This window comes from Pseudomonas psychrophila (assembly GCF_001043005.1).
GTDB lineage: Bacteria > Pseudomonadota > Gammaproteobacteria > Pseudomonadales > Pseudomonadaceae > Aquipseudomonas > Aquipseudomonas psychrophila.
Genome location: NZ_JYKZ01000006.1, coordinates 98,440 through 119,097 on the forward strand (window position 1 = coordinate 98,440; position 20,658 = coordinate 119,097).

The window sequence follows — 20,658 nt, forward strand, 5'->3', positions numbered from 1 at the left end:
TATTTTTCGCTTATGGAAGTCAGAAAAATGAATGAGCATTATGTGCAAACAGTAGAAGTGGAGTCGCGTGCGGGGCTGGCGAGGTATTCGGCGCGTGAACGTGCCGTGCGTAATCCACGCATATTTGCATCGGGTGATTTGAAGTTGTTGTTATTGGAGTTGATTGGCCAGCAACCCTGTCACGGATATGACTTGATTCAACAGATCGAGGGACTGTTCGACGGTGCCTATAGCCCCAGCCCGGGGGTGATTTATCCGGCATTGGCCTTTCTGGAGTCCGGAGAGCTGGTAGGCGTGGCAAGCCAGGGTGATAAAAAAAACTACAGCATTACCGAGTCGGGGCGCACCTATCTGATCCAGCAACAGGTTGCCCTCAATGGTGTGCACATACGCATTGATGTCAGTCGGCGCTCGTTGCGTGGCCACGACCGGCCACCGGAGATCCATGAGGCGATGCACAACGTGCGCCATGCCCTGCAACTGCATCAGGGGCACTGGAGCCCCGCAGAGGTTCAGCGCGTACACGACTTGCTCAACAACACCGCCAAGGCAATTGTTGACGGGTAACCCTCGATTGCCTGCCCTGCGCAAGAGCAGCCTTGGGCGGTTCCTGCGCAGGGCAGGTGGGCCTGCAACTGTTTAGTCTCAACGGACGATGATCCACCCCCGACGCGTTCCCATACTGCTCCCATGCCTTTGCCAACCCGGGAGCACACGTGAACAGCGCAACTCATACCGCATTTCACACCAGTATCGACGCAGGCGTCGCTGAACTGGTGATCGACAGGCCGCCCGTCAATGCCCTCAACAGCCATGAGTGGCTGGATCTGGCACACACTCTCGAAGCGCTTGGCCAGGACCCTGAGGTCCGTGTGATCGTGATTCGTGCCGAAGGCCGCGGTTTTTGCGCAGGGGTCGATATCAAGGAGCTGGATGCTCACCCGGAACTGATCGTCAAGGTCAACGCGGGCAACTACGCCACCTTCAAGGCCGTGCATCGCAATCCGGTGCCGGTGATTGTCGCGGTTCACGGCTTTGTACTGGGTGGCGGGATTGGTATTACCGGCGCCGCCGACATCGTCGTGGCCTCTGATTGCGCCACCTTTGCGCTGCCGGAAGTCGACCGCGGTGCCATGGGCGGTGGTGCGCATTTGCAGCGTTTATTCCCGGTACAAAAAGTGCGCTACCTGTTTTTTACCGGCGACAAGATCGGCGCTGTAGAAGCCCAGCAATACGGTTTTATCGAGCGCGTGGTACCCCGTGAGCAACTGCGCGAAACCGCGCTGAACATTGCCCACAAAATCGCGGGTAAAAGCCCGGCTATGATCCGCATCGCCAAAGAAGCGTTGAACGGCATCGAAGACGGCAACCTGGAAGACAAATATCGCTGGGAGCAGGGTTTTACGCTTCAGGCCTACACCAGTGCGGACTCCGCCGAAACTCGCCGAGCGTTCGTTGAAAAACGCGACGCCAAGTTCTGAGGAACCGACCATGGAACTGACTTATTCGCCCAAACAAAAGGCTTTCCGTCAGGAGGTCAGGCAATGGCTGGCGGCTAATCTGCCCGCTGAACCGTTGGCCAGTTACGACACTCGCGAAGGTTTTGAACAGCACCGCCAGTGGGAAGCCAAGCTGTTCGACAGCCGCCTGTCGATGGTGATGTGGCCCACCGAGCTGGGCGGGCGCGGTTGCGATCTGATCGAGTGGCTGATTTTCGAAGAAGAATATTACGGTGCGGGCGCACCCATGAGAGTCAATCAGAACGGCCAGTTACTGCTTGGCCCCACCCTGATGGAGTTCGGCACCGAAGCCCAGAAGAAACGCTTTCTGCCACGCATGGCCGCCAGTGCCGATATGTGGGCCCAGGGCTGGTCCGAGCCGAATGCCGGTTCGGACATGGCCGCGATCACCAGCAAAGCGACCCGCGATGGCGACGGCTATGTGCTTAACGGTCAGAAGACCTGGTCGACTCGGGCCATTTTTGCCGATTGGCTGTTCGGTCTGTTTCGCAGTGACCCCGCGTCCAGCCGTCATCACGGGCTGTCGTTCGTGATGGTGCCGCTCAACGCACCGGGTGTGACCGTGCGCCCGATCAAGGCCCTCAACGGCAAGGATGCGTTTGCCGAAGTGTTTTTCGACGACGTGCGCATCCCCCTGGAAAACCGCATCGGTGATGAAGGGCAGGGCTGGCACGTGGCGATGGCCACCGCCGGTTTTGAGCGTGGCTTGCTGCTGCGTTCCCCGGCGCGCTTTCAGTACACCGCACGCAAATTGGTCGAGCTGTATCAGGCCAACCGCGCCAGCGCCGACCGCGACCCGAGCCTGGGTGAGGCCGTGTGCAAAGCCTGGATGGATGCGCAAGCGTACGCCTTGTCCGCCTACCACACGGTGGGCCGGCTGAGCCGCGGGGCGCAGATTGGCGCCGAGTCGAGCACCAACAAAATCATCTGGTCCGAACTTGATCTGCGCATGCACGAAACCGCCATGCGCATCCTGGGTGCCAGTGGCGAACTGACCGGTAAATCGGCAGACGGCCATGACTGGCTGGAGGGCTTTCTGTTTGCTCAGGCAGGTCCCATCTACGCCGGCACCAACGAGATTCAGCGCAACATCATTGCCGAGCGCATGCTCGGTCTGCCGAAGTGAGGCCGGGGATGGACTTTACCTTTACCGATGACCAGCAAACCTTCCGCGAAGCCATCAGCCGTTTTTTGATGACCGAAGCCGCGCCGGAAATGCTCCGTGAAATCTGGGAAACCGATGTCGGTCGCTCCCCGGATCTACGCAACAAAATTGCCGAACAAGGTCTCACGGCACTTTCCATTCCCGAGGCCTTTGGTGGCCTGGGCATGGATGACGTGGCCTGGGCCTTGATGACTCAGGAATTGGGTTACTACGCCATTCCTGACTCGCTGGCCGACACCGCTTACGTGGCCAGCGCCCTTATCGCAGGCTTGTCCGACAGCGTCGCCCAGCGCGGCGAGTGGCTGCAGGGGATTGCCGATGGCAGCTTGCGGGTTGCCCTTGGGCACCCGGTCAACCCGCTGGTGGCCGATGCCGCACATGCTGACTTGCTGCTCCTCGCCCATGGCGATGAGGTTCACGCGGTGCCTCGCAGCCAGGTGGATGTTCATGGCCACAGCAGCCTTGATGCCTCTCGGCGTCTGGCGCAAGTCAGTTGGCAACCCTCTGTTGCGACGCGGGTGGCGCAGGCCGAACAGGGCCGCGCACTCTGGACGCAAACCCTGAACCGTGGAGCGCTGTCAGTGGCCGGGCAGTTGCTTGGGCTGGCGCAGCGCATGCTGGACCTGTCGGTGGATTACGCCGCGCAGCGCAAACAGTTCGGCAAGCCGATCGGCAGTTTTCAGGCGGTCAAACATCACCTGGCCGACGTTGCCACGCAGCTCGAATTTGCCAAGCCGGTGCTGTATCGCGCCGCCTACGCCCTGGCTCACAACGAGCCGAATGCCGCCGTGTGGGTATCGCAGGCGCGCCTGGCCAGCTGTGATGCCAGCTGGCTGGCAGCTCGTCATGGCATACAGGTACACGGCGCCATGGGTTACACCTGGGAAGTTGACCTGCAAATGTTCATGAAACGCGCTTGGGCACTGGATAACGCCTGGGGCGACCGTGCGCTGCACAAGACCCGTGTGGCCGAGTATGTATTGAGTGGCGCGGCGCCTTTGGGCCCCGGCCACACGTTCGAGGATTGACCGATGCCCCAAGCTTACATTGTTGACGCGTTGCGCAGCCCGACCGGCAAGCGCAAGGGCGGTCTGGCCCATGTCCATGCCATCGATCTGGGCGCCCATGTGCTCAAGGCGCTGGTCGAGCGTAATAAGATCCCGGCGGATGAATATGACGACGTGATTTTTGGCTGTGTCGACACCATCGGCTCCCAGGCCGGTGATATCGCCCGCACCAGTTGGCTGGCCGCCGGTTTGCCGCTGAACGTACCCGGCACCACGATTGATCGCCAGTGCGGCTCTTCGCAGCAGGCGCTGCACTTTGCCGCGCAAGCAGTGATGAGCGGCACCCAGGATGTGATCGCCGTAGGCGGTGTACAAACCATGACCCAGATCCCGATTTCGTCGGCGATGCTGGCGGGGCAGCCGCTGGGTTTCAGCGACCCGTTCTCCGGCAGCAAGGGCTGGAAAGCCCGCTTTGGCGATCAGCCGGTCAACCAGTTCTACGCAGCCCAGCGTATCGCGGACCACTGGAATATCAGTCGCCAGCAAATGGAAGCCTACGCGCTGGAAAGCCATCGCCGGGCCCTGGATGCCATTGCCGGGCACCGTTTTGTGAATGAGATCGTGCCTTGTGAAGGGGTATGGGACGACGAAACGCCACGCCACACCAGCCTGGCGAAAATGGCCGAGTTGGAGCCGGTGTCTGTTGAATTCCCGTCCATCACCGCGGCCGTGTCCAGCCAGACCTGCGACGCCTCGGCTGCCTTGCTGGTGGTTTCAGAGGCGGCACTCAAGCGCTACAACCTGACGCCCCGGGCGCGGATCCATCACCTCTCGGTGCTGGGCGACGACCCGATCTGGCACCTGACAGCGCCGATTGCGGCGACCCGTGCCGCGCTGAAAAAAGCCGGCATGAGCATCGGTGACATTGATCTGGTCGAGATCAACGAAGCGTTCGCCTCGGTGGTCATGGCCTGGGCCAAGGAGCTTGATTTCGACCCGGCCAAAACCAATGCCAACGGCGGGGCGATTGCCCTTGGTCATCCACTGGGTGCCAGCGGAGCACGGTTGATGACCAGCCTGCTTAACCAGCTGGAGCAAAGCGGTGGGCGTTATGGCTTGCAGACCATGTGCGAAGGCGGCGGGCAAGCCAACGTGACGATTATTGAGCGCCTTTAGGAGCATTGACATGGCAATTTGTGCAGGACGTACCGTCATCATTACGGGCGCGGGCGGTGGATTGGGGCGGGCCTATGCGCTGGCGTTCGCCGAGCAGGGTGCCAACGTGGTGGTCAACGACATTCGTCGCGAAGCCGCTGAAGAAGTGGTCGCGCAGATTCGCGAGGCAGGTGGCCAGGCCATCGCCAACGCAGATGACATCACCACCCTCGCGACGGCACACAACATCGTGGATGCCGCCCTGGCTGCATTTGGCGAAGTGCACGTGGTGGTCAATAACGCGGGTATTTTGCGCGACCGAATGTTCATCAGCCTCAGTGAGGAGGACTGGGATGCGGTGATGCGCGTGCACCTCAAGGGGCATTTCTGTCTGGCCAATATCCTTGGCAAACGCTGGCGTGACCTGGCCAAGGCCGGTCAGCCGGTGGCTGCGAGAATCATCAACACCACGTCGGGTGCGGGCTTGCAGGGCTCTGTCGGGCAATCCAACTACAGCGCTGCCAAAGGCGCAATTGCAGCGTTGACCCTGGTGCAGGCGGCAGAGCTGGCGCGTTACGGCGTCACGGCTAACGCCCTGGCCCCGGCGGCGCGTACGTCGATGACCGAGAGCGCGATGCCGGACCTGGTTAAAAAGCCTGAAGACGGTGCGTTCGATGCTTGGGCTCCGGAAAACGTCGCGCCGCTGGTGGTGTGGTTGGGCAGCGACCTGTCGGGTGATGTGAGCGGACAGATCATTGAAAGCCAGGGCGGTCGATTGTCCGTGGGGGATGGTTGGCGCACCGGCGTGACCCGCGACAAGGGCGCGCAATTGCAGCCTGAGGAAGTGGGCGTAGCCCTGAGCCAGATCCTGGCCGAAGCCCCTGCGCCGCAAAGGGTGTGGGGTAGCTGACGAGTGATGCCCTGTGGGAGCGGGCATGCTCGCGATGGTCGTTAACGATGACGCGTATTGACTGAGTAAATGCGGCGCTCTGAAGACCATCGCGAGCAAGCTCGCTCCCACACTTGAGCAGCGTTGCTCTTAATTACGCTCCCACAGCGGGGCTATCGTTTAAACCAGAGACTTCAACCATGAGACAAGCGCCTCCTTACGTCCCCGGCCACCAGTTGCTGGCAGGCAAGTCGATCTTGATCACCGCCGCAGCCGGCGCAGGTATCGGTTATGCCGCCGCCAAACGCTGCGCCGAAGAAGGCTGTCGCGCCTTGATGATTTCCGATATTCACCCCCGCCGCCTCGAGGAAGCGGTCGAGCGCCTCAAGGCTGAAACCGGGCTGCAGGCGGTGTACGGGCAGCTTTGCAATGTCACCGTCGAAGCCGATGTACAAGCGTTGGTCGCCGCAGCTGAACAAGCCTTGGGCGGGGTCGATGTGTTGATCAATAACGCAGGCCTTGGCGGCCAGGTACGCCTCACCGAAATGACCGATCAACAGTGGTCCTCCGTGCTGGATATCACCCTGACCGGCACCATGCGTATGACCCGCGCCATGCTTCCACACATGGAGCGCCGTGGCGGCGGGGCAATCGTCAACAATGCCTCGGTGCTGGGTTGGCGGGCGCAGAAAGAACAGGCCCATTACGCCGCCGCCAAGGCCGGGGTTATGGCCCTGACCCGTTGCAGTGCTCTGGAAGCAGCCGAGAGCGGGGTGCGGATCAACGCGGTGGCGCCATCCATTGCCTTGCATGACTTTCTGAAAAAAGCCTCCAGCAGCGAACTGCTGGAGCAACTGACCAGCCGCGAAGCTTTTGGGCGTGCGGCTGAAGTGTGGGAAGTGGCCAACGTGATGGTGTTCCTGGCCAGCGATTACGCCTCGTACATGGTCGGCGAAGTGCTGCCCGTCAGCTCGCAACAGGCATGAGTACGCTATTTAGCAGTGCCGGGCAGATGCTCGCGGCACAAGGCCAAGACCTGGGCCGCACTGATTGGCTGTTGCTGACTCAGGAACGGATCAACCTCTTTGCCGAGGCCACGGGCGATCACCAATGGATTCATGTCGATCCTGAGCGTGCCGCCAAGGGGCCGTTCGGCGCCTGCATTGCCCACGGCTACCTGACCCTGTCACTGGCCAACCTCTTCATGCCGCAACTGATGCAGTTTGAAAACCTGGCCCTGGGCGTCAATTACGGCAGTGACCGGTTGCGCTTTCCGGCTGCGGTCAAGGTCGGTTCGCGGGTGCGCGGACATGGTCAGATCATGCAGGTCGAATCGCTGGGCCAGGCATTGCAGGTGGTGGTTCGCATCAGCGTCGAGATCGAGGGCAGCGAGCGCCCGGGCTGCGTGGTGGACACCATCAGCCGTTACACCTTCAACCCTCTTGAGAAGTGAGCCCTGAACATGAATCTGAATGACGTTGTGATCGTATCCACGGCCCGAACCGCCTTGACCAAATCCTTCCGGGGTTCGTTCAACGATACCGAAGCGCCGTTGCTGGGCGGGCATGTGGTGCGTGCGGTGGTTGAGCGCGCAGGCATTGAGCCGGGTTCAGTGGAAGACGTGATCATGGGCGCCGCCGCCCAGCAAGGCACCCAGGGCTACAACATCGGGCGCTTGTGTGCCAACACCGGCGGCCTGCCCAATACCGTGCCAGGCATGGCGATCGACCGCATGTGCGCCTCGGGCCTGATGAGTATCGGCGTGGCTGCAAAAGGCATCATGACCGGCGAAATGTCGATCGCCGTGGCCGGTGGCGTGGAGTCATTGTCCCTGACCCAGAACAAGTACAAAAACACCTACCGTGCACAGTCCGAGGCAGTGCTGGAATGCATGCCTACGGCCTATATTCCGATGCTTGAAACCGCTGAGATCGTGGCCCGGCGCTACAACATCAGCCGCGAGGTGCAGGACCAATATTCCTTGCAAAGCCAGCAGCGCACTGCCGCCGCCCAGGCTGGCGGTCTGTTCAGCGACGAGATAGTCCCGCTGGCTGCGCGCAAGCTGTGCTTTGACAAGGAAGGCAAGCCCAGCGGCCATCAGGACGTGATCGCGGATCGCGACGAATGCAATCGCCCGTCCACCACCCTCGAGGATTTGGCGGCACTCAAGCCGGTCTGGAAGGACGGCAAATGGGTTCAGCAGGGGGAGTTCATTACTGCGGGCAACGCCTCGCAGTTTTCCGATGGCGCCTCGGCGGTATTGTTGATGAGCCGTGCCGAAGCCAAGCAGCGAGGGATCGAAGCGTTGGGCGTGTATCGCGGAATTGCGGTGAGTGGTTGTGCACCGGAAGAAATGGGCATTGGCCCGGTGTTTGCGATTCCCAAGCTGCTCAAGCGGTTTGGCCTGACCGTATCGGACATTGACCTGTGGGAAATCAACGAAGCGTTCGCGTGCCAAGTGGTGTACTGCCGCGACTTCCTGCAGATCCCCAACGACCGCCTCAACGTCAACGGCGGGGCAATTTCCATCGGACATCCGTTCGGGATGTCGGGTGCCCGGATGGTAGGACACAGCCTGCTCGAAGGCCGCCGCCGTGGCGCCCGGTTTGTCGTGGTTGCCATGTGCATCGGCGGCGGCATGGGAGCTGCCGGGTTGTTTGAGCTCAATTAAAGCGATCGGGAACGGGTAGGGTTACTGGGTAATTACCAGGCGTGATTGCGGAATCGGATTGCGCATCAGCGTGCCCACCACCAGGGCGCCCAGTAGCCCCAGCACACCCGCAACCCACAAGACCAGACTAAACCCCGCCACAAAGGCGCCGGTCGCCAACGGCTGGATCTGTGCTTGCACTTGCAGCGGCAGTTGACTGAGCGCCCCCGGCATATCACCGGCCACTACCCGCGAAGCAATGAAGTGACTTTGCCCCAGCCATTGCCCGGCGTCCTGCTTGAGGCTGGCCTGCAAGTTTTGCTCGGTATGGCTGCCCAACAACGCGCCAAAAACGCCGATGGCCAACACAATTGCGCTAAAGCGCATGGTCGTGCTCATGCCCGACGCCATGCCTACACGGTCACGGGGCACGCAGGCCATGATGTTTTTCTGCGTGTCGCCATTGAGCAAGCCCGCCCCGGCACCCGTCACCGCGGTGGTCAGCGCAAAACTCAGATAGCCGCCATGGTCCACCGCCCAGGCACTGAGCAGGTTGCCGCAGCCCACCAGGGCCAAGCCGGCGGCCATCATGCTGGCGGGGCTGTAACGTGACGCCAGGCGAGCGCCGATACGTGGGCAAATCAGCATGGTCAAGGCAAATGGCAACATGCCAAGGCCCGATGCGACAGCGCTGAAACCCAGGCCGTTTTGCAGATAAAACGGCAGCAAGGTCATCATCACCTGTGCGCAACCTGCATAGGCAAACATGCCCAGCAGAGCACCGATAAAGCGCGGATGGCGGAACAGTTGCAGGTCAATCATGGGGCGGCGTTGCAGTGATTCGATCAGTACGAACAGAACCAGCAACAGCACCCCGGCACTGATCCGGGCATAAGTCAGCGGGGCGTTCCAGCCAATGCGATTGGCTTCGATCAGGCCCCAGATCAGGCACAGCAAACTGGCGCTGAAGGCCAGGCTGCCCCAAGGGTCGAGTCGCGCCGATTGCGGGTCCCGTGACTCACCGATGGCATGTTTGACCAGCAACATCAGCAGCAGGCCGACCGGCAGATTGAGGTAGAAGATCCAGCGCCAGCCCAGGTATTCGGTGATCAGCCCGCCAATGGTCGGTGCCGCCGTCATGGCCACGCCCATGCAGGCACCCCAGAAGGCCCAGGCTTTGGCCCGTTCAGCCTCATCGTGAAAGGCATGCCCGATCGAAGCCAGCGCCGAGGTCAGCAGCAGGGCCGCGCCCACGCCTTTTACGGCACGGGCGATTTCCAGCAAGAGGCTGTTGGGAGCGGCGCCGCAGCCGAGGGACGCGAGGATGAAAATGCTCAACCCCCACAGCAGAGTCTTTTTACGGCCGAAGCGGTCGGCAATGCTTCCGGCTGGCAACAACAGGGCGGCAAACGCCAGCATGTAAGCGCTGACGACCCATTCGATATCGACAAAGTTGGCCCCCAGATCCCGGGCGATGCTGGGCAGGGTGACTGCGACGATGTTGGTGTCGAGCACGATGAGTGAGCACACCCCGCTGGCAGTGAGCAGAGTCAGGCGTGGGCTGGCAGCATTCATCGCAACAGCTCCTGGACAAGTTCAAGCATTACTTTGCAGGCAATTAATTTTACGGGCATGCTCGGAGCTCTTCTGTGTGGCGATGGCCCCAGTGTAGGGCTGAGTATTGCGGGATTTGTTAGCCGATAACCCGAACTTCATTACCTTTGAGCTAATGCTGCTATGGATATACGTCATTTCCGTTATTTCCTGGCCGTTGCCCGGCAGCGCAATTTCACCCGTGCCGCAGAAGTACTGGGGATTGCGCCGCCGACCTTGACGCGGCAAATCCAGGACCTTGAAGCCGCCTTGGGCGTGCGTCTATTTGTGCGCCAGCAGCGCCAGGTCAGCCTGACTGAAGCGGGACAGGCGCTGTTACCGGAGGCTGAGGCCACTGTGCGCCAGTTTGAATTTGCCCAGCGCAATGCCCAGCGGGCGGGGCGTGGCGAGACTGGCCATATCGAACTGGGTTATGTGGCCTCGGCAGTATATTCGGGGGTTTTGCAGCATCAGGTGCAGGCGTTTTCGAATGAGTGGGCCGAGGTCAGTTTGAATGTGCGCGAGGCGCCTATGGCCAGTTTGCCGACGATGGTCGCCGAAGGCCGATTCGATCTGGGTTATGTGCGTTCACCCATGACCTTGCCCGAGGGGCTGGATGCAATTCGTCTCAAGGCCGAGGGTTTTGTGCTTGCGCTGACCGCAGATAGCTGGCTGGCGCGCCTTAAAAGCATCAGTGCGCAGCATCTGAAAAACGAGACGTTTATCTTGCCGGAGCAAATCAGCGGTACGTTGCACGTGGCGGCTCAAGGCGGCTATGCGCCTGCGCTGGGCCCGCAACCTGGAGGGTTGGTGGCGGTGATTGCCCTGGTTTCGCTGCGCCAGGGCGTGGCGGTGGTGCCCGAATCAGTGGTCGGTCACATCAGCCTGCCCAATGTGATCTACCGGCCGATCGAGGGGTGTGAAGCACAGTCGTGGCTGTCATTGATCTACCGTCGATTTGAAAAGTCGGCGGTAGTGATGCGTTATATCGACCAGGTAAAGCGCGCCGGGCCGGGCGAAAGATAGTCAAGCCGTCCAGCAGGATTTAGTCGCATAGATAGATGCGTTAGCACCTGGAAGCAGTACAATCGCGCCCCTTTACCGAGCATGGATGCTGTTCGGCACACGCTCACGAGAAGGTCCATGGTTTCTGCAACGTACTCACCCTCGCTGGTTTTCATTTCTCTGTGTGTTGCCATCCTGGCGTCGTACACCGCCCTTGATTTGAGTGGCCGTATCGCCACCGCTCGTGGTCGTGCCGTGTACTTGTGGATCGGGGGCGGCGCCTTGGCCATGGGTTTTGGCGTGTGGTCGATGCACTTTATCGGGATGCTCGCGCTGGAGTTGCCACTGACCCTGGGGTACGACCTGGGGCTGACCCTGTGGTCTTTGCTGGTGGCAATTTTGTCGTCAGGTTTTGCCTTGTGGCTGGTCAGTCAGCCACGCCTGCCGGCGCTGCAACTGCTGTTTGGCGCCTTGATCATGGGGGCGGGTATCAGTGCCATGCACTACAGCGGCATGGCGGCGTTACGTATGCAGCCGGGGATCGATTACGACCCGACGCTGTTTGGCCTGTCGTTGCTGATTGCGGTCGGGGCGTCGGCTGCCGCACTGTCGATCGCGTTTCATCTGCGCAAGCAAACACCTTATGTGCGCCTGATCCGTGGGGCGGCTGCGGTCATCATGGGGCTCGCCATTGTCGGTATGCATTACACCGGCATGGCGGCGGCGAACTTCCCGGTAGGCAGTTTTTGCGGCGCTGCCGTGGATGGCTTGAGTGGCAAGGGGCTGGACAACCTGGTGCTGGTATCCAGCCTGGCCGTACTGGTCATTGCTCTGTTGACCTCGGTTTTTGATGCCCGCCTCGATGCCCGCACCGCCGCTCTTGCGGACTCTTTGACCCTGGCTAATGAAGAACTGACGCAACTGGCGCTGCACGACACCCTGACCGGGCTGCCTAATCGCATCCTGCTGGCTGATCGCATCGGTCAGGCGATGAACAAAGTGGCGGAGCAGGGCGGATGCTTCTCGCTGATGTTTATCGACCTCGATGGTTTTAAACCGGTGAACGATGCGTTCGGCCATCACCTGGGCGACCGCTTGTTGCGTGAGGTGGCCTTGCGCTTGCGCGAGCAGTTGCGCAGCCAGGACACCCTGGCGCGAATTGGTGGCGATGAATTTGTGCTGCTGGTGCGTTTGCTTGAGCCGGACGATGCCCCGCAAGTGGCGGCGCGTCAGGTCAGCCTGTTGTCCAAGGCGTTCCGCGTGGACGAGCATGATTTGCTGATTTCTGCGAGTGTCGGTATTGCGCTTTATCCCGGTAACGGCTTGAGCGCCGAAGAGTTGTTGATGAACGCCGATGCGGCGATGTATCACGCCAAGGGCACGGGCAAAAACGGCTACAGCTTTTTCGATGCATCGATGAACATCAACGCCCGCAAGCAATTGCAACTGCTGCAAGACTTGCGTCAGGCCCTGGTACTGAAACAGTTTCGTTTGCATTATCAGCCCAAGTTCGACGCGGGCACCGGCCAGCCCGTGGGTGCCGAGGCCTTGTTGCGCTGGGAGCATCCGCAGCAGGGTTTGCTGTTGCCGGACAGCTTTATCGACCTGGCGGAAAAAACCGGGCTGATCATTCCCATTGGTGACTGGGTGCTTAACGAAGCCTGCCGGCAGATGCGAGTATGGTTTGATCAGGGCTATAGCAGCTGGCGCATTGCGGTCAATCTGTCGGCATTGCAGTTTTGCTACACGGGGCTGGTCGACAGTGTTGTCGAGGCGCTGGAGCGGCACCGGTTACCGGCCAATAGCCTGACCCTGGAAATCACCGAAACCACTGCCATGAGTGACGCCGATGCAAGCATGGTGGTGCTGCAACGGCTGTCACAGATGGGCGTTGACCTGTCCATTGATGACTTTGGTACCGGTTATTCCAGCCTCATGTACCTCAAGCGCTTGCCCGCCAATGAATTGAAAATCGACCGTGGCTTTGTTCGGGACCTGGAGCATGACAGCGACGATGCGGCGATTGTTTCGGCCATTGTTGCACTGGGTCAGGCACTGGGGCTGCGGATTGTGGCCGAGGGTGTGGAAACCGATACCCAGCAAAGTTTTTTGACCTCACTGGGCTGCGATTCACTGCAGGGTTTTCTGCTGGGCCAGCCACTGCCTGCGGTGCAGTTCATGGAGGAAATCCATCGCGCCGAGCCCGCCACGGACAGAAATCAGACACCGACCTGACAAAGCAAAGCCTTCACGGTTATTCTGGCACCCAGACTTGGATCGTTGCAAAGGGAGCACGTATTTATGGACAAAGTCATCGTGATCACCGGCGGCAGCCGCGGAATAGGTGCGGCCACTGCGGTGTTGGCGGCGCGACAGGGTTATCGGATTTGCATCAATTACCTGGCTGACGATGCCGCTGCCCATGAGGTGCTGGCGCAGGTTCGTGCCCTGGGCGCAAAAGCTATCGCGGTACGTGCCGATGTAAGTGACGAAGAGGAAATCATTCGCCTGTTCCTCGAGGTTGACGAGCAGTTGGGGCCAGTCACGGCGCTGGTTAACAACGCTGGCACCGTGGGGCTCAAGTCGCGGGTCGATGAGCTCTCCGAGCTGCGCATCATGCACACTCTGAAAACCAACGTTTTGGGCCCGATCCTGTGTGCCAAGCACGCGGTGCTGCGCATGTCACCACGCTACGGCGGGCAGGGCGGCAATATCGTCAATGTGTCCTCGGTGGCTTCGCGTCTGGGTTCCCCGGGTGAGTATGTCGACTATGCGGCCTCCAAGGGCGCGCTGGACACGTTCACTCTGGGCTTGTCCAAGGAGCTGGCGGGTGAAGGGATCCGGGTCAATGCGGTGCGACCCGGTTATATCTTCACCGACTTTCATGCCTTGAGCGGCGATCCGGGGCGGGTCAGCAAGCTTGAACCGATCATCCCGATGGGCCGTGGCGGGCGCCCCGAAGAAGTGGCCGAAGCGATTGTGTGGCTGCTCTCGGACAAGGCTTCCTACACCACAGGTACCTTTCTGGATCTGGGCGGCGGGCGGTAAGCCCCCACTATCTCCCTTAGACACTCTGGCCGTGGGAGCGAGCCTGCTCGCGAATGATCTTCGCGAGCAGGCTCGCTCCCACATTGCTTGCTTTTACGCTTGATCCGACGATAATGCGACTTATTGCTATTTAAGTCTGGTTATCTATCGTGTCTAGCCCTGTGGATCCCAAAAGCCTGTTGGCAAGTCTGTATCACGACAATCATGCGTGGCTGCGCGGCTGGCTGTCGCGACAGGTGCGTTGCCCACAGGATGCAGCTGATCTGACCCAGGACACTTTTCTGCGCGCCTATGATGCCCAGCAGTTGGAGCGCATCCAGGAGCCCAGAGCGTATCTGAGCACCGTTGCCCGCAGGTTGCTGTGCTCGTTGTGGCGCCGCCGCAAGCTTGAGCAATCCTATCTGGATCAGTTGGCCGATTTGCCTCTGGCCTATGCACCCTCTGCCGAAGACATTGCGCTGGTTCGCGAGGCGATTGAAGCGATTGATCGCGTGCTTGAAGGGCTGCCGTCGCGGGTCAAACGGGCCTTTTTGCTCAATCGCCTTGAAGGTATGCCCCAGCAAGCCATTGCGGATCAGTTGGGGGTATCGCTGGCCACTGTCGAACGTGATTTGCGTCGCGCCTTTGTTCATTGTCTCGAGCAAACGGAGCCAGCCTTATGAGTACAACCAGGGTCGATCCGATCACCCGTGCAGCCATTGACTGGATGCTTCGCCTTGAGTCCGGGCAAGCCTGTCCTTCGGAGCGTCAGGTGTTCAAGGCATGGCTGGCTGAAACCCCCGAAAACATGGCCGCATGGCAACGGGTGGCCGGGGTACTGAAAGCCCCGGTGGCCGACTTGCAATCGGTTGAACGGCGCAGCCCCGGGCAATTGCAGGCCGCACGCCGGGCATTAATGGCCAGCACTTCGCTGACACGTAAAAAGGCGCTGCGAGGCGGCCTGTTAGTGTTGCTGCTCGGTCTGGGTGCTGCAGGCTTGGTAGATCGTGTGACGCCATTGGCGGGCTTGATGGCCGACCAGCAGACGGCAACCGGTGAGCGCAAAACCATTGAACTGGTGGATGGCAGCCTGCTGACACTCAACGCCCGCAGCGCAGTCGATATCGAGTTCAGCGCTGGCCAGCGCCGCGTGCGACTGCGTGAAGGCGAGTTGCAGGTGGACGTGGCCGCCGATGCCAAGCGTCCGTTCGTGGTGGTGACGGATCAAGGCCAGGTACAGGCACTGGGTACGCGCTTTATGGTGCGTCAGGGGACGGGCGAAAGTCTGGCCAGCGTGCAACAACACAGTGTGCAGCTGAACACCCTGGGCGGTCAGCAGCGGCGTGTAGACACCGGCCAGGCCGTGTCTTTCACGTCCAGCCAGATTGACCCACAAACCCCTACTTCCCGTAGCCAGACCGATTGGGTCCACGGCCGGGTAGAGCTGCATGACGAACCGTTGTCGGCCCTGGTCGACGCGCTTGCGCCCTACCAGACGGGGGTGCTGCGCATCAGTCCCGAGGCTGCACGGGTGCGGGTGTTCGGGGTGTTCCCTCTGGACAACACAGCCCAAACCCTGAGCGCGCTGGCGCAAACCTTGCCGATCAAGGTCACGCGCTACGGACCGTGGTTGACCCTGATTGATGTGAATCGGTAAAACAGCCGAATGGGAATTAATTGCAAATAGTGTGAGGGGAAATCCTTGCTCGTTGGTCAAGGTTACAACTGCCTACCTTGCAACGAGAAAGGACGCCCCATGCCGTATGCCCCGCTAAGACCTTGCCTGCTGGCACTGACGATCACCCTGAGCATTGCTGGCTTGCCGAACGCGGTGGCTGAGGCGTTGCACAGTGAACAGAGTGCCGTTCGTTTTTTTGATCTGCCTTCAGCGCCTCTGGGCGTGACCTTGAGTCGGATTGCTCGTGACAGCAACCTGACGCTGTCCGTTGCCCCTGCCTTGTTGCAAGGCAAGAACTCTGCGCCGGTGAACGGCATGTTTACCCCGCAACAGGCTGCCGAACGCGCTCTGGCGGGCAGTGGCCTGGGCCTGAGTGTGACCGACAGCGGCGCCTTGAGTGTTTACCCGCAGGCTGAGGCGGGTGCGTTGAATCTGGGTGCGACCAACGTGTCGGCACGTGTGGGCGAAGATGGTCGTGGCCACGTTGACGGCTTTGTCGCCACCCGTTCGGCCACCGCGACCAAAACCGACACGCCGATTCTGGAGATCCCCCAGACCATCAACGTGGTCACTGCTGATCAGGCAGAAGTGCAGGGCGCACGCGACCTGACACAAGCGTTGCGTTACACCCCGGGGGTGAGCACCAATGGCTACACCGATCGCAACACCATCGCTGACGAGATCACCAGCCGGGGTTTTGCCCCTACGCTGCTCTATCTCGATGGCGCCTACCTGCCGTCAGCCGGCAGCCTGGGTGGCACCCCGCAGATCGATCCGTACACCCTGGAACGTATCGAAGTGCTCAAAGGCCCGTCCTCTGTGCTGTATGGGCAAAACCAGCCGGGGGGGATGATCAATATGGTCTCCAAACGCCCGAGCATGGAGGCCCAGCACCAGATCAAGGTCGGCACCGGCAGCTTTGACCGTTACAACCTGGCCTTTGATACCACCGGCCCGCTGGACGATGCCAAAACCCTGAGCTACCGGCTGATCGGTGTGGGCAATACCGGCAGCGAGCAGGTGGACCACACCGAAGACTCGCGCATGCTGCTTGCGCCCAGCTTCACCTGGGCACCCAATGACAGCACCGAACTGACACTATATGCGCAGTTGCAGCGCGATGACGCACTGGCCGACTATCAGGCCTTGCCCGCAGTAGGCAGCCTGTACCGCAACTCCCAGGGCAACAAGATTGACCGCGACACGTTTTTGGGCGATTCGAAATGGAACGACTACAAGCGCGACCAATATGTGCTCGGTTATCAGTTTTCCCACGACTTCAACGAGGTCATGACCTATCGCCAGAGTCTCAGCTACATCGATGTCGACGATCGCTACAAGGGCTTTTACCTCAACCGTTTTGTAACCGCCCCGGACGGTGCGACCGACACGCACGCCAGTCGCACCAAACTCGACTGGCGTCAGCAAAACAGCTCGTACAGCTTCGACAACCACCTGCAGAGCGACTTCACCACAGGTCCTTTGCAGCACACCTTGCTGGTGGGTCTGGACTACCGTCAGTTCGCTCGCAAGTATCAGGGGTACAACCTGTCTGGCAGCGAGGTCATTGACCTCTACAACCCGAGCAACTACCGCACCATGGGGGTGCCGACTCTGACGACCAAATGGGATAACCGGGTCAAGCAGACCGGGCTGTATGTGCAGGACCAGATCAAGCTGGACAACTTCATTCTGACCATTGGCGGTCGCCACGATTGGGCAAAAGTTGAAAACAACGATTTGCTCGCCCGTTCGCGCGTGACGCAAAACGACAACAAATTCACCGGGCGCGTGGGGCTGACCTATGTCACTTCGTTCGGTCTGGCGCCCTACATCAGCTACACCGAGTCGTTCTTGCCATCGGTGGGCACGAGCGCGCCGGATCGCGGTGGCAAGGCGTTCGTGCCCATGACGGGCAAGCAATACGAAGTGGGGGTCAAGTATCAGCCCAATGACACCACGTTGCTCACCGCCTCGGTGTTCGAAATCACCCAGCAAAATGTCCTTACGGGCGACCTTGAGTATCTGGAATATCAAGTCCAGGAAGGTGAAGTCAGGTCGCGGGGCATTGAAGTGGAAGGCAAAAGCAGCTTCAACAACATCGACCTGATCGCGTCTGTGTCGTATCTGGATGTGATCTACACCAAGTCCAACTACGGCAACGAAGGCAACCGCAGCGAGGCTCAATCACCGTGGGCGGCCAGTGTGTGGGCGGACTATCACTTTACCGGGCAGGCGCTTGAAGGCGTGACCCTGGGCGGCGGTGCCCGTTACACCGGGAAGAACTTCGGCGACTCGGCCAACACCTTCAAAACACCGTCATTTGTCGTCTACGACGCCACGCTCAGTTATGACCTGGCGGCCCTGGATCCTGGCTTCAAAGGGGTCAGCACCAGTCTTAACGTACAGAACCTGTTTGATCGCGAGTACGTGTCCTCATGCAACTACAGTTTTGGCTGTTACTACGGACAGCAAAGGACGGCGGCGCTGGAAGTCAAATACGACTGGTGATGATGTATTTTTACGTAGCAGCTGACGAGCTCCGCGAGGCTGCGTTCGGCTGCGCAGCAGTCGTAAACCATCCTGAGCGGTCTTTCAGGTTCACCGCGCTAACCGGTTTACGACGACTACGTCGTCGGACGCTGCCTCGTTCCTTCGGCAGCTGCTACGGGGCTGTTTGAGTATTCAACGGCGCAATTTGAGTGCACTGGCCAGGCTGATTGCCAGAGGCAGGCGGGGCAACAATGTGGCCTGGTAAGCATGGTAAAGGTCCGGCTTGCCGGGCCAGATGTTTTCTGAAGGCTGATTGTCGATCCCCAGCTCGTGGTGCCAGCTGCCGTTCAGACGATCGATCAAATGCAGGTCGATGTAGTCCCAGAACTGTTGATACCAGACTTCGTACTCATGCTCGTCGGTGCGTTGCAACAACGCTGCCGCCGCAGCCGAGGCTTCAGCCAGGGTCCAGTGCAGACGTTCGCGCACCACGGGCTGGTTGTTCCAGTCCAGGGTGTAAACAATTCCGCTGCCGCTATCGACATTCCAGCCATGCTTGCACGCGCTGCTGAACAGTTGGCGGGCGTCTTCGAGCAGCCACCGGGGTGCCGATAAACCGCGTTGTTTACGGGCTGCCTCAAGGTGCAGGAGTAAGCGCGCCCATTCAAAGGCGTGACCTGGGGTTTTACCGAAAGGGCGAAAGCCATCTGCCGGGTTGTCGTGGTTGTAGTCGGGCAATGGCTGCCAGAGCGCATCGAAATGTTCGACGGGCAGGTAGTCGGACTGCGCAGCATGCTGGTGGATAACCCGCTCGGCGATGCTCAAGGCACGGTCGAGCCACAGGTCTTCGTCGAGCACATCGGCCAGGGCCAGAAAGACCTCGGTGCCATGCATGTTGCTGTTGGCCCCGCGATACGCTTCGCAGTCACTCCAGTCGCTGGCAAAGCTTTCCAGCAAGGCGCCTTCTTGTGGTGACCAGAAATTGTTTTCGAGGATTTGTACGGCATCACCCAGCAACTCAGCCGAGCCACCACGTCCAGCCACAGCTGCGGAACTGGCGGCCAGGGCGACAAAGGCGTGCAGGTATGCGGCTTTGCGAGAGTTGCCATCCTGTGCATTGGGGCTGGCAAACCAGCCGCCATTGACTGCATCACGCAACGGCCCGGCCAATGCAGCCAGACCATGGTCGATCAGCGGGGCGCAACCGGGCAAGCCTTGGATATGGGCGAGGGAAAAGCTGTGCACCATCCGTGCCGTGGTAATGGTGTCAGCCGGGGCATCATCCGGTCGTCGCCCAAACCGGTCCAGTTGGGCGAAGCCAGATGGCACACGCGCGGCCTTGGCGAAATCCACCAACGCCTGGCCCTGATCACGTAGCCACTGTTGATGGGGTGCGCTCGTCAGCCAGCTTTCGTTGGTCCGGGTGAGGTCGGTCATGTGCCACCTGTAGTGTTCTTGTCGGTATTCAGCGCTCGCAGACTAAGGGATTGGGCAAAAAGCTGAAAGCTTTCATCTTTGGCAAACCGGCTTAAATTTCCGGCTCCCAGCGCTGCGACCAGTCGCTGTCTTGCTTGACGATCTCGCGCAGTAACGCGATGCCCTCTTGCAAGGCCGCGCAGTCCCGTTCGCGTGAATACACAAGGTAAGTGGGGTAGCTGAATTCAGGGGCTTTGGGCACGCGCTCCAGAGCGCCACTGTCCAGATAGCTCTTGACCACCCGCGTGCGGAAATAGCCGCTGCCGCCGTTTTCCAGAATGTAATGCAGCGCCACCGGCCCCAGGTTGAAGCTGATGGCTGCGCGAGCTTTGTCGGGGAGGGCAGCGTCATGCTGGCGTCGAAAGTCTTCGCCCCATTCAATGTACACATAAGGATCTGGCTGCTCGGGGCGGCGAATCTGGATCAGTTTTTCTTCCAGTAGCTGTTCCACCTGAACGCCAGGCCAGTAAGCAGGCTGATAGACCAATGCCGCGTCCAGCAGGCCCATTTCGACCTGACGCAGCAACTGCTCGGCATCGCTGATCTGTATGCGCAAGGCATGGGTGGTGAGGTGTTGGCGCAGGGCCTTGGCCCAGTTCAGGATCAGCGGATTGCACAGGCTGACTTCACCGCCGATATGCAGCAGCTGATGCAAGCCCTCGGGGCGCGGCAGATCGCGGCGGGCGGCTTCCCAGGTCTGTAGCAATTGGTTGGCGTACACCACAAACGCCTCGCCCTCAGGCGTCAGCCTGGCGCCAGCGCGGTTACGAATGAACAGCGTCACGCCCAGCAGGCTTTCGAGCTTGTGCACCCGCGCGGTCACGGCCGTCTGGGTGACATGCAGTTTTTCGGCCGCGCCGACAAGGCTGCCGTAGCGAACGATTTCGAGGAAGGTGCGAGCCAGGTCGAGGTCCATAAACGCGCCAGTGAGCAAAGGGCGTTCAGTGTAAGGGAGAACAGGCGGTTGCTCATCCCGGTTTTGAACTCGTGAGGGTGCCTG

At 60.3% G+C, this 20,658-nt stretch carries 18 protein-coding genes; 15 read left to right on the plus strand and 3 right to left on the minus strand.

All coding sequences use genetic code 11. The features are described from left to right. The first annotated feature begins 27 nt into the window (after window positions 1-27). From TU76_RS15215 to TU76_RS15255, 9 genes are all read left to right on the plus strand, one after another. Window positions 28-567: a PadR family transcriptional regulator gene (locus tag TU76_RS15215; RefSeq protein ID WP_088500111.1), complete on the plus strand. Its 540-nt coding sequence runs from the start codon at window positions 28-30 to the stop codon at window positions 565-567. 149 nt (window positions 568-716) lie between these two features. Beyond that, window positions 717-1,481 (plus strand): enoyl-CoA hydratase family protein, encoded by a 765-nt coding sequence (locus tag TU76_RS15220; RefSeq protein ID WP_019828982.1) that lies wholly within the window; start codon window positions 717-719, stop codon window positions 1,479-1,481. 10 nt (window positions 1,482-1,491) lie between these two features. After that, window positions 1,492-2,646, plus strand: a complete 1,155-nt coding sequence (locus tag TU76_RS15225) for an acyl-CoA dehydrogenase family protein (protein WP_019828984.1) — start codon at window positions 1,492-1,494, stop codon at window positions 2,644-2,646. Between the two features lie 8 nt (window positions 2,647-2,654). Continuing rightward, entirely contained in the window at window positions 2,655-3,713 is a 1,059-nt protein-coding gene (locus tag TU76_RS15230) for an acyl-CoA dehydrogenase family protein (protein WP_048351990.1), read from the plus strand. A gap of 3 nt (window positions 3,714-3,716) precedes the next feature. Continuing rightward, window positions 3,717-4,868, plus strand: coding sequence for an acetyl-CoA C-acetyltransferase (locus TU76_RS15235; RefSeq protein ID WP_048351991.1), 1,152 nt, complete (start codon window positions 3,717-3,719; stop codon window positions 4,866-4,868). Window positions 4,869-4,878: 10 nt separating this feature from the next. Further along, window positions 4,879-5,757 carry an SDR family oxidoreductase gene (locus TU76_RS15240; protein WP_048351992.1) on the plus strand — a complete coding sequence of 293 codons (879 nt, stop codon included), beginning with the start codon at window positions 4,879-4,881 and terminating at the stop codon, window positions 5,755-5,757. 179 nt (window positions 5,758-5,936) lie between these two features. After that, the gene (locus TU76_RS15245; RefSeq protein ID WP_048351993.1) at window positions 5,937-6,722 is read left to right on the plus strand and encodes an SDR family oxidoreductase; all 786 of its coding nucleotides are present in this window, start codon (window positions 5,937-5,939) and stop codon (window positions 6,720-6,722) included. Next, window positions 6,719-7,189, plus strand: a complete 471-nt coding sequence (locus TU76_RS15250; protein ID WP_048351994.1) for a MaoC family dehydratase — start codon at window positions 6,719-6,721, stop codon at window positions 7,187-7,189. The genes TU76_RS15245 and TU76_RS15250 overlap by 4 nt, the downstream gene beginning before the upstream one ends. A gap of 9 nt (window positions 7,190-7,198) precedes the next feature. Continuing rightward, window positions 7,199-8,407 (plus strand): acetyl-CoA C-acyltransferase, encoded by a 1,209-nt coding sequence (locus TU76_RS15255; RefSeq protein ID WP_048351995.1) that lies wholly within the window; start codon window positions 7,199-7,201, stop codon window positions 8,405-8,407. Window positions 8,408-8,428: 21 nt separating this feature from the next. Here TU76_RS15255 and TU76_RS15260 read toward each other — a convergent pair whose 3' ends face one another. Further along, a complete protein-coding gene (locus tag TU76_RS15260; protein WP_019828997.1) occupies window positions 8,429-9,961 on the minus strand; it encodes an MFS transporter in 1,533 nt (510 codons plus the stop codon). Between the two features lie 162 nt (window positions 9,962-10,123). On the opposite strand from TU76_RS15260, the gene TU76_RS15265 reads away from it, so the two are divergent. The 6 genes from TU76_RS15265 (at window position 10,124) to TU76_RS15290 (ending at window position 18,200) form a co-directional block, all read left to right on the plus strand. After that, window positions 10,124-11,005 (plus strand): LysR family transcriptional regulator, encoded by an 882-nt coding sequence (locus TU76_RS15265; protein ID WP_048351996.1) that lies wholly within the window; start codon window positions 10,124-10,126, stop codon window positions 11,003-11,005. 117 nt (window positions 11,006-11,122) lie between these two features. After that, the gene (locus TU76_RS15270; protein ID WP_046809526.1) at window positions 11,123-13,219 is read left to right on the plus strand and encodes a putative bifunctional diguanylate cyclase/phosphodiesterase; all 2,097 of its coding nucleotides are present in this window, start codon (window positions 11,123-11,125) and stop codon (window positions 13,217-13,219) included. A 66-nt stretch (window positions 13,220-13,285) separates the two neighbouring features. Then, window positions 13,286-14,032 (plus strand): SDR family oxidoreductase, encoded by a 747-nt coding sequence (locus tag TU76_RS15275; protein ID WP_019829000.1) that lies wholly within the window; start codon window positions 13,286-13,288, stop codon window positions 14,030-14,032. A 161-nt stretch (window positions 14,033-14,193) separates the two neighbouring features. Beyond that, the gene (locus TU76_RS15280) at window positions 14,194-14,694 is read left to right on the plus strand and encodes a sigma-70 family RNA polymerase sigma factor (RefSeq protein WP_019829002.1); all 501 of its coding nucleotides are present in this window, start codon (window positions 14,194-14,196) and stop codon (window positions 14,692-14,694) included. Beyond that, window positions 14,691-15,668 carry a FecR domain-containing protein gene (locus TU76_RS15285; protein ID WP_048351997.1) on the plus strand — a complete coding sequence of 326 codons (978 nt, stop codon included), beginning with the start codon at window positions 14,691-14,693 and terminating at the stop codon, window positions 15,666-15,668. Before TU76_RS15280 ends, TU76_RS15285 begins: the two co-directional genes overlap by 4 nt. A 99-nt stretch (window positions 15,669-15,767) precedes the next feature. Further along, window positions 15,768-18,200: a TonB-dependent siderophore receptor gene (locus TU76_RS15290; protein WP_048351998.1), complete on the plus strand. Its 2,433-nt coding sequence runs from the start codon at window positions 15,768-15,770 to the stop codon at window positions 18,198-18,200. A gap of 174 nt (window positions 18,201-18,374) precedes the next feature. Here the strand turns inward: TU76_RS15290 and TU76_RS15295 are convergent, their stop codons facing one another. Beyond that, window positions 18,375-19,619, minus strand: a complete 1,245-nt coding sequence (locus TU76_RS15295; RefSeq protein ID WP_048351999.1) for a D-mannose isomerase — start codon at window positions 19,617-19,619, stop codon at window positions 18,375-18,377. 91 nt (window positions 19,620-19,710) lie between these two features. After that, on the minus strand, window positions 19,711-20,574 hold the full coding sequence (locus tag TU76_RS15300; protein WP_048352000.1) for a LysR family transcriptional regulator: 864 nt from the start codon (window positions 20,572-20,574) through the stop codon (window positions 19,711-19,713). Between the last annotated feature and the right edge of the window lie 84 nt (window positions 20,575-20,658).

What these genes read in the sequence shown, in the direction of transcription:
- TU76_RS15215 (WP_088500111.1), top strand. Translation starts at nt 28, where the DNA reads ATGAATGAGCATTATGTGCAAACAGTAGAAGTGGAGTCGCGTGCGGGG.
- TU76_RS15225 (WP_019828984.1), top strand. Translation starts at nt 1,492, where the DNA reads ATGGAACTGACTTATTCGCCCAAACAAAAGGCTTTCCGTCAGGAGGTC.
- TU76_RS15230 (WP_048351990.1), top strand. Translation starts at nt 2,655, where the DNA reads ATGGACTTTACCTTTACCGATGACCAGCAAACCTTCCGCGAAGCCATC.
- TU76_RS15235 (WP_048351991.1), top strand. Translation starts at nt 3,717, where the DNA reads ATGCCCCAAGCTTACATTGTTGACGCGTTGCGCAGCCCGACCGGCAAG.
- TU76_RS15240 (WP_048351992.1), top strand. Translation starts at nt 4,879, where the DNA reads ATGGCAATTTGTGCAGGACGTACCGTCATCATTACGGGCGCGGGCGGT.
- TU76_RS15245 (WP_048351993.1), top strand. Translation starts at nt 5,937, where the DNA reads ATGAGACAAGCGCCTCCTTACGTCCCCGGCCACCAGTTGCTGGCAGGC.
- TU76_RS15250 (WP_048351994.1), top strand. Translation starts at nt 6,719, where the DNA reads ATGAGTACGCTATTTAGCAGTGCCGGGCAGATGCTCGCGGCACAAGGC.
- TU76_RS15255 (WP_048351995.1), top strand. Translation starts at nt 7,199, where the DNA reads ATGAATCTGAATGACGTTGTGATCGTATCCACGGCCCGAACCGCCTTG.
- TU76_RS15260 (WP_019828997.1), bottom strand. Translation starts at nt 9,961, where the DNA reads ATGAATGCTGCCAGCCCACGCCTGACTCTGCTCACTGCCAGCGGGGTG.
- TU76_RS15265 (WP_048351996.1), top strand. Translation starts at nt 10,124, where the DNA reads ATGGATATACGTCATTTCCGTTATTTCCTGGCCGTTGCCCGGCAGCGC.
- TU76_RS15270 (WP_046809526.1), top strand. Translation starts at nt 11,123, where the DNA reads ATGGTTTCTGCAACGTACTCACCCTCGCTGGTTTTCATTTCTCTGTGT.
- TU76_RS15275 (WP_019829000.1), top strand. Translation starts at nt 13,286, where the DNA reads ATGGACAAAGTCATCGTGATCACCGGCGGCAGCCGCGGAATAGGTGCG.
- TU76_RS15285 (WP_048351997.1), top strand. Translation starts at nt 14,691, where the DNA reads ATGAGTACAACCAGGGTCGATCCGATCACCCGTGCAGCCATTGACTGG.
- TU76_RS15290 (WP_048351998.1), top strand. Translation starts at nt 15,768, where the DNA reads ATGCCGTATGCCCCGCTAAGACCTTGCCTGCTGGCACTGACGATCACC.
- TU76_RS15295 (WP_048351999.1), bottom strand. Translation starts at nt 19,619, where the DNA reads ATGACCGACCTCACCCGGACCAACGAAAGCTGGCTGACGAGCGCACCC.
- TU76_RS15300 (WP_048352000.1), bottom strand. Translation starts at nt 20,574, where the DNA reads ATGGACCTCGACCTGGCTCGCACCTTCCTCGAAATCGTTCGCTACGGC.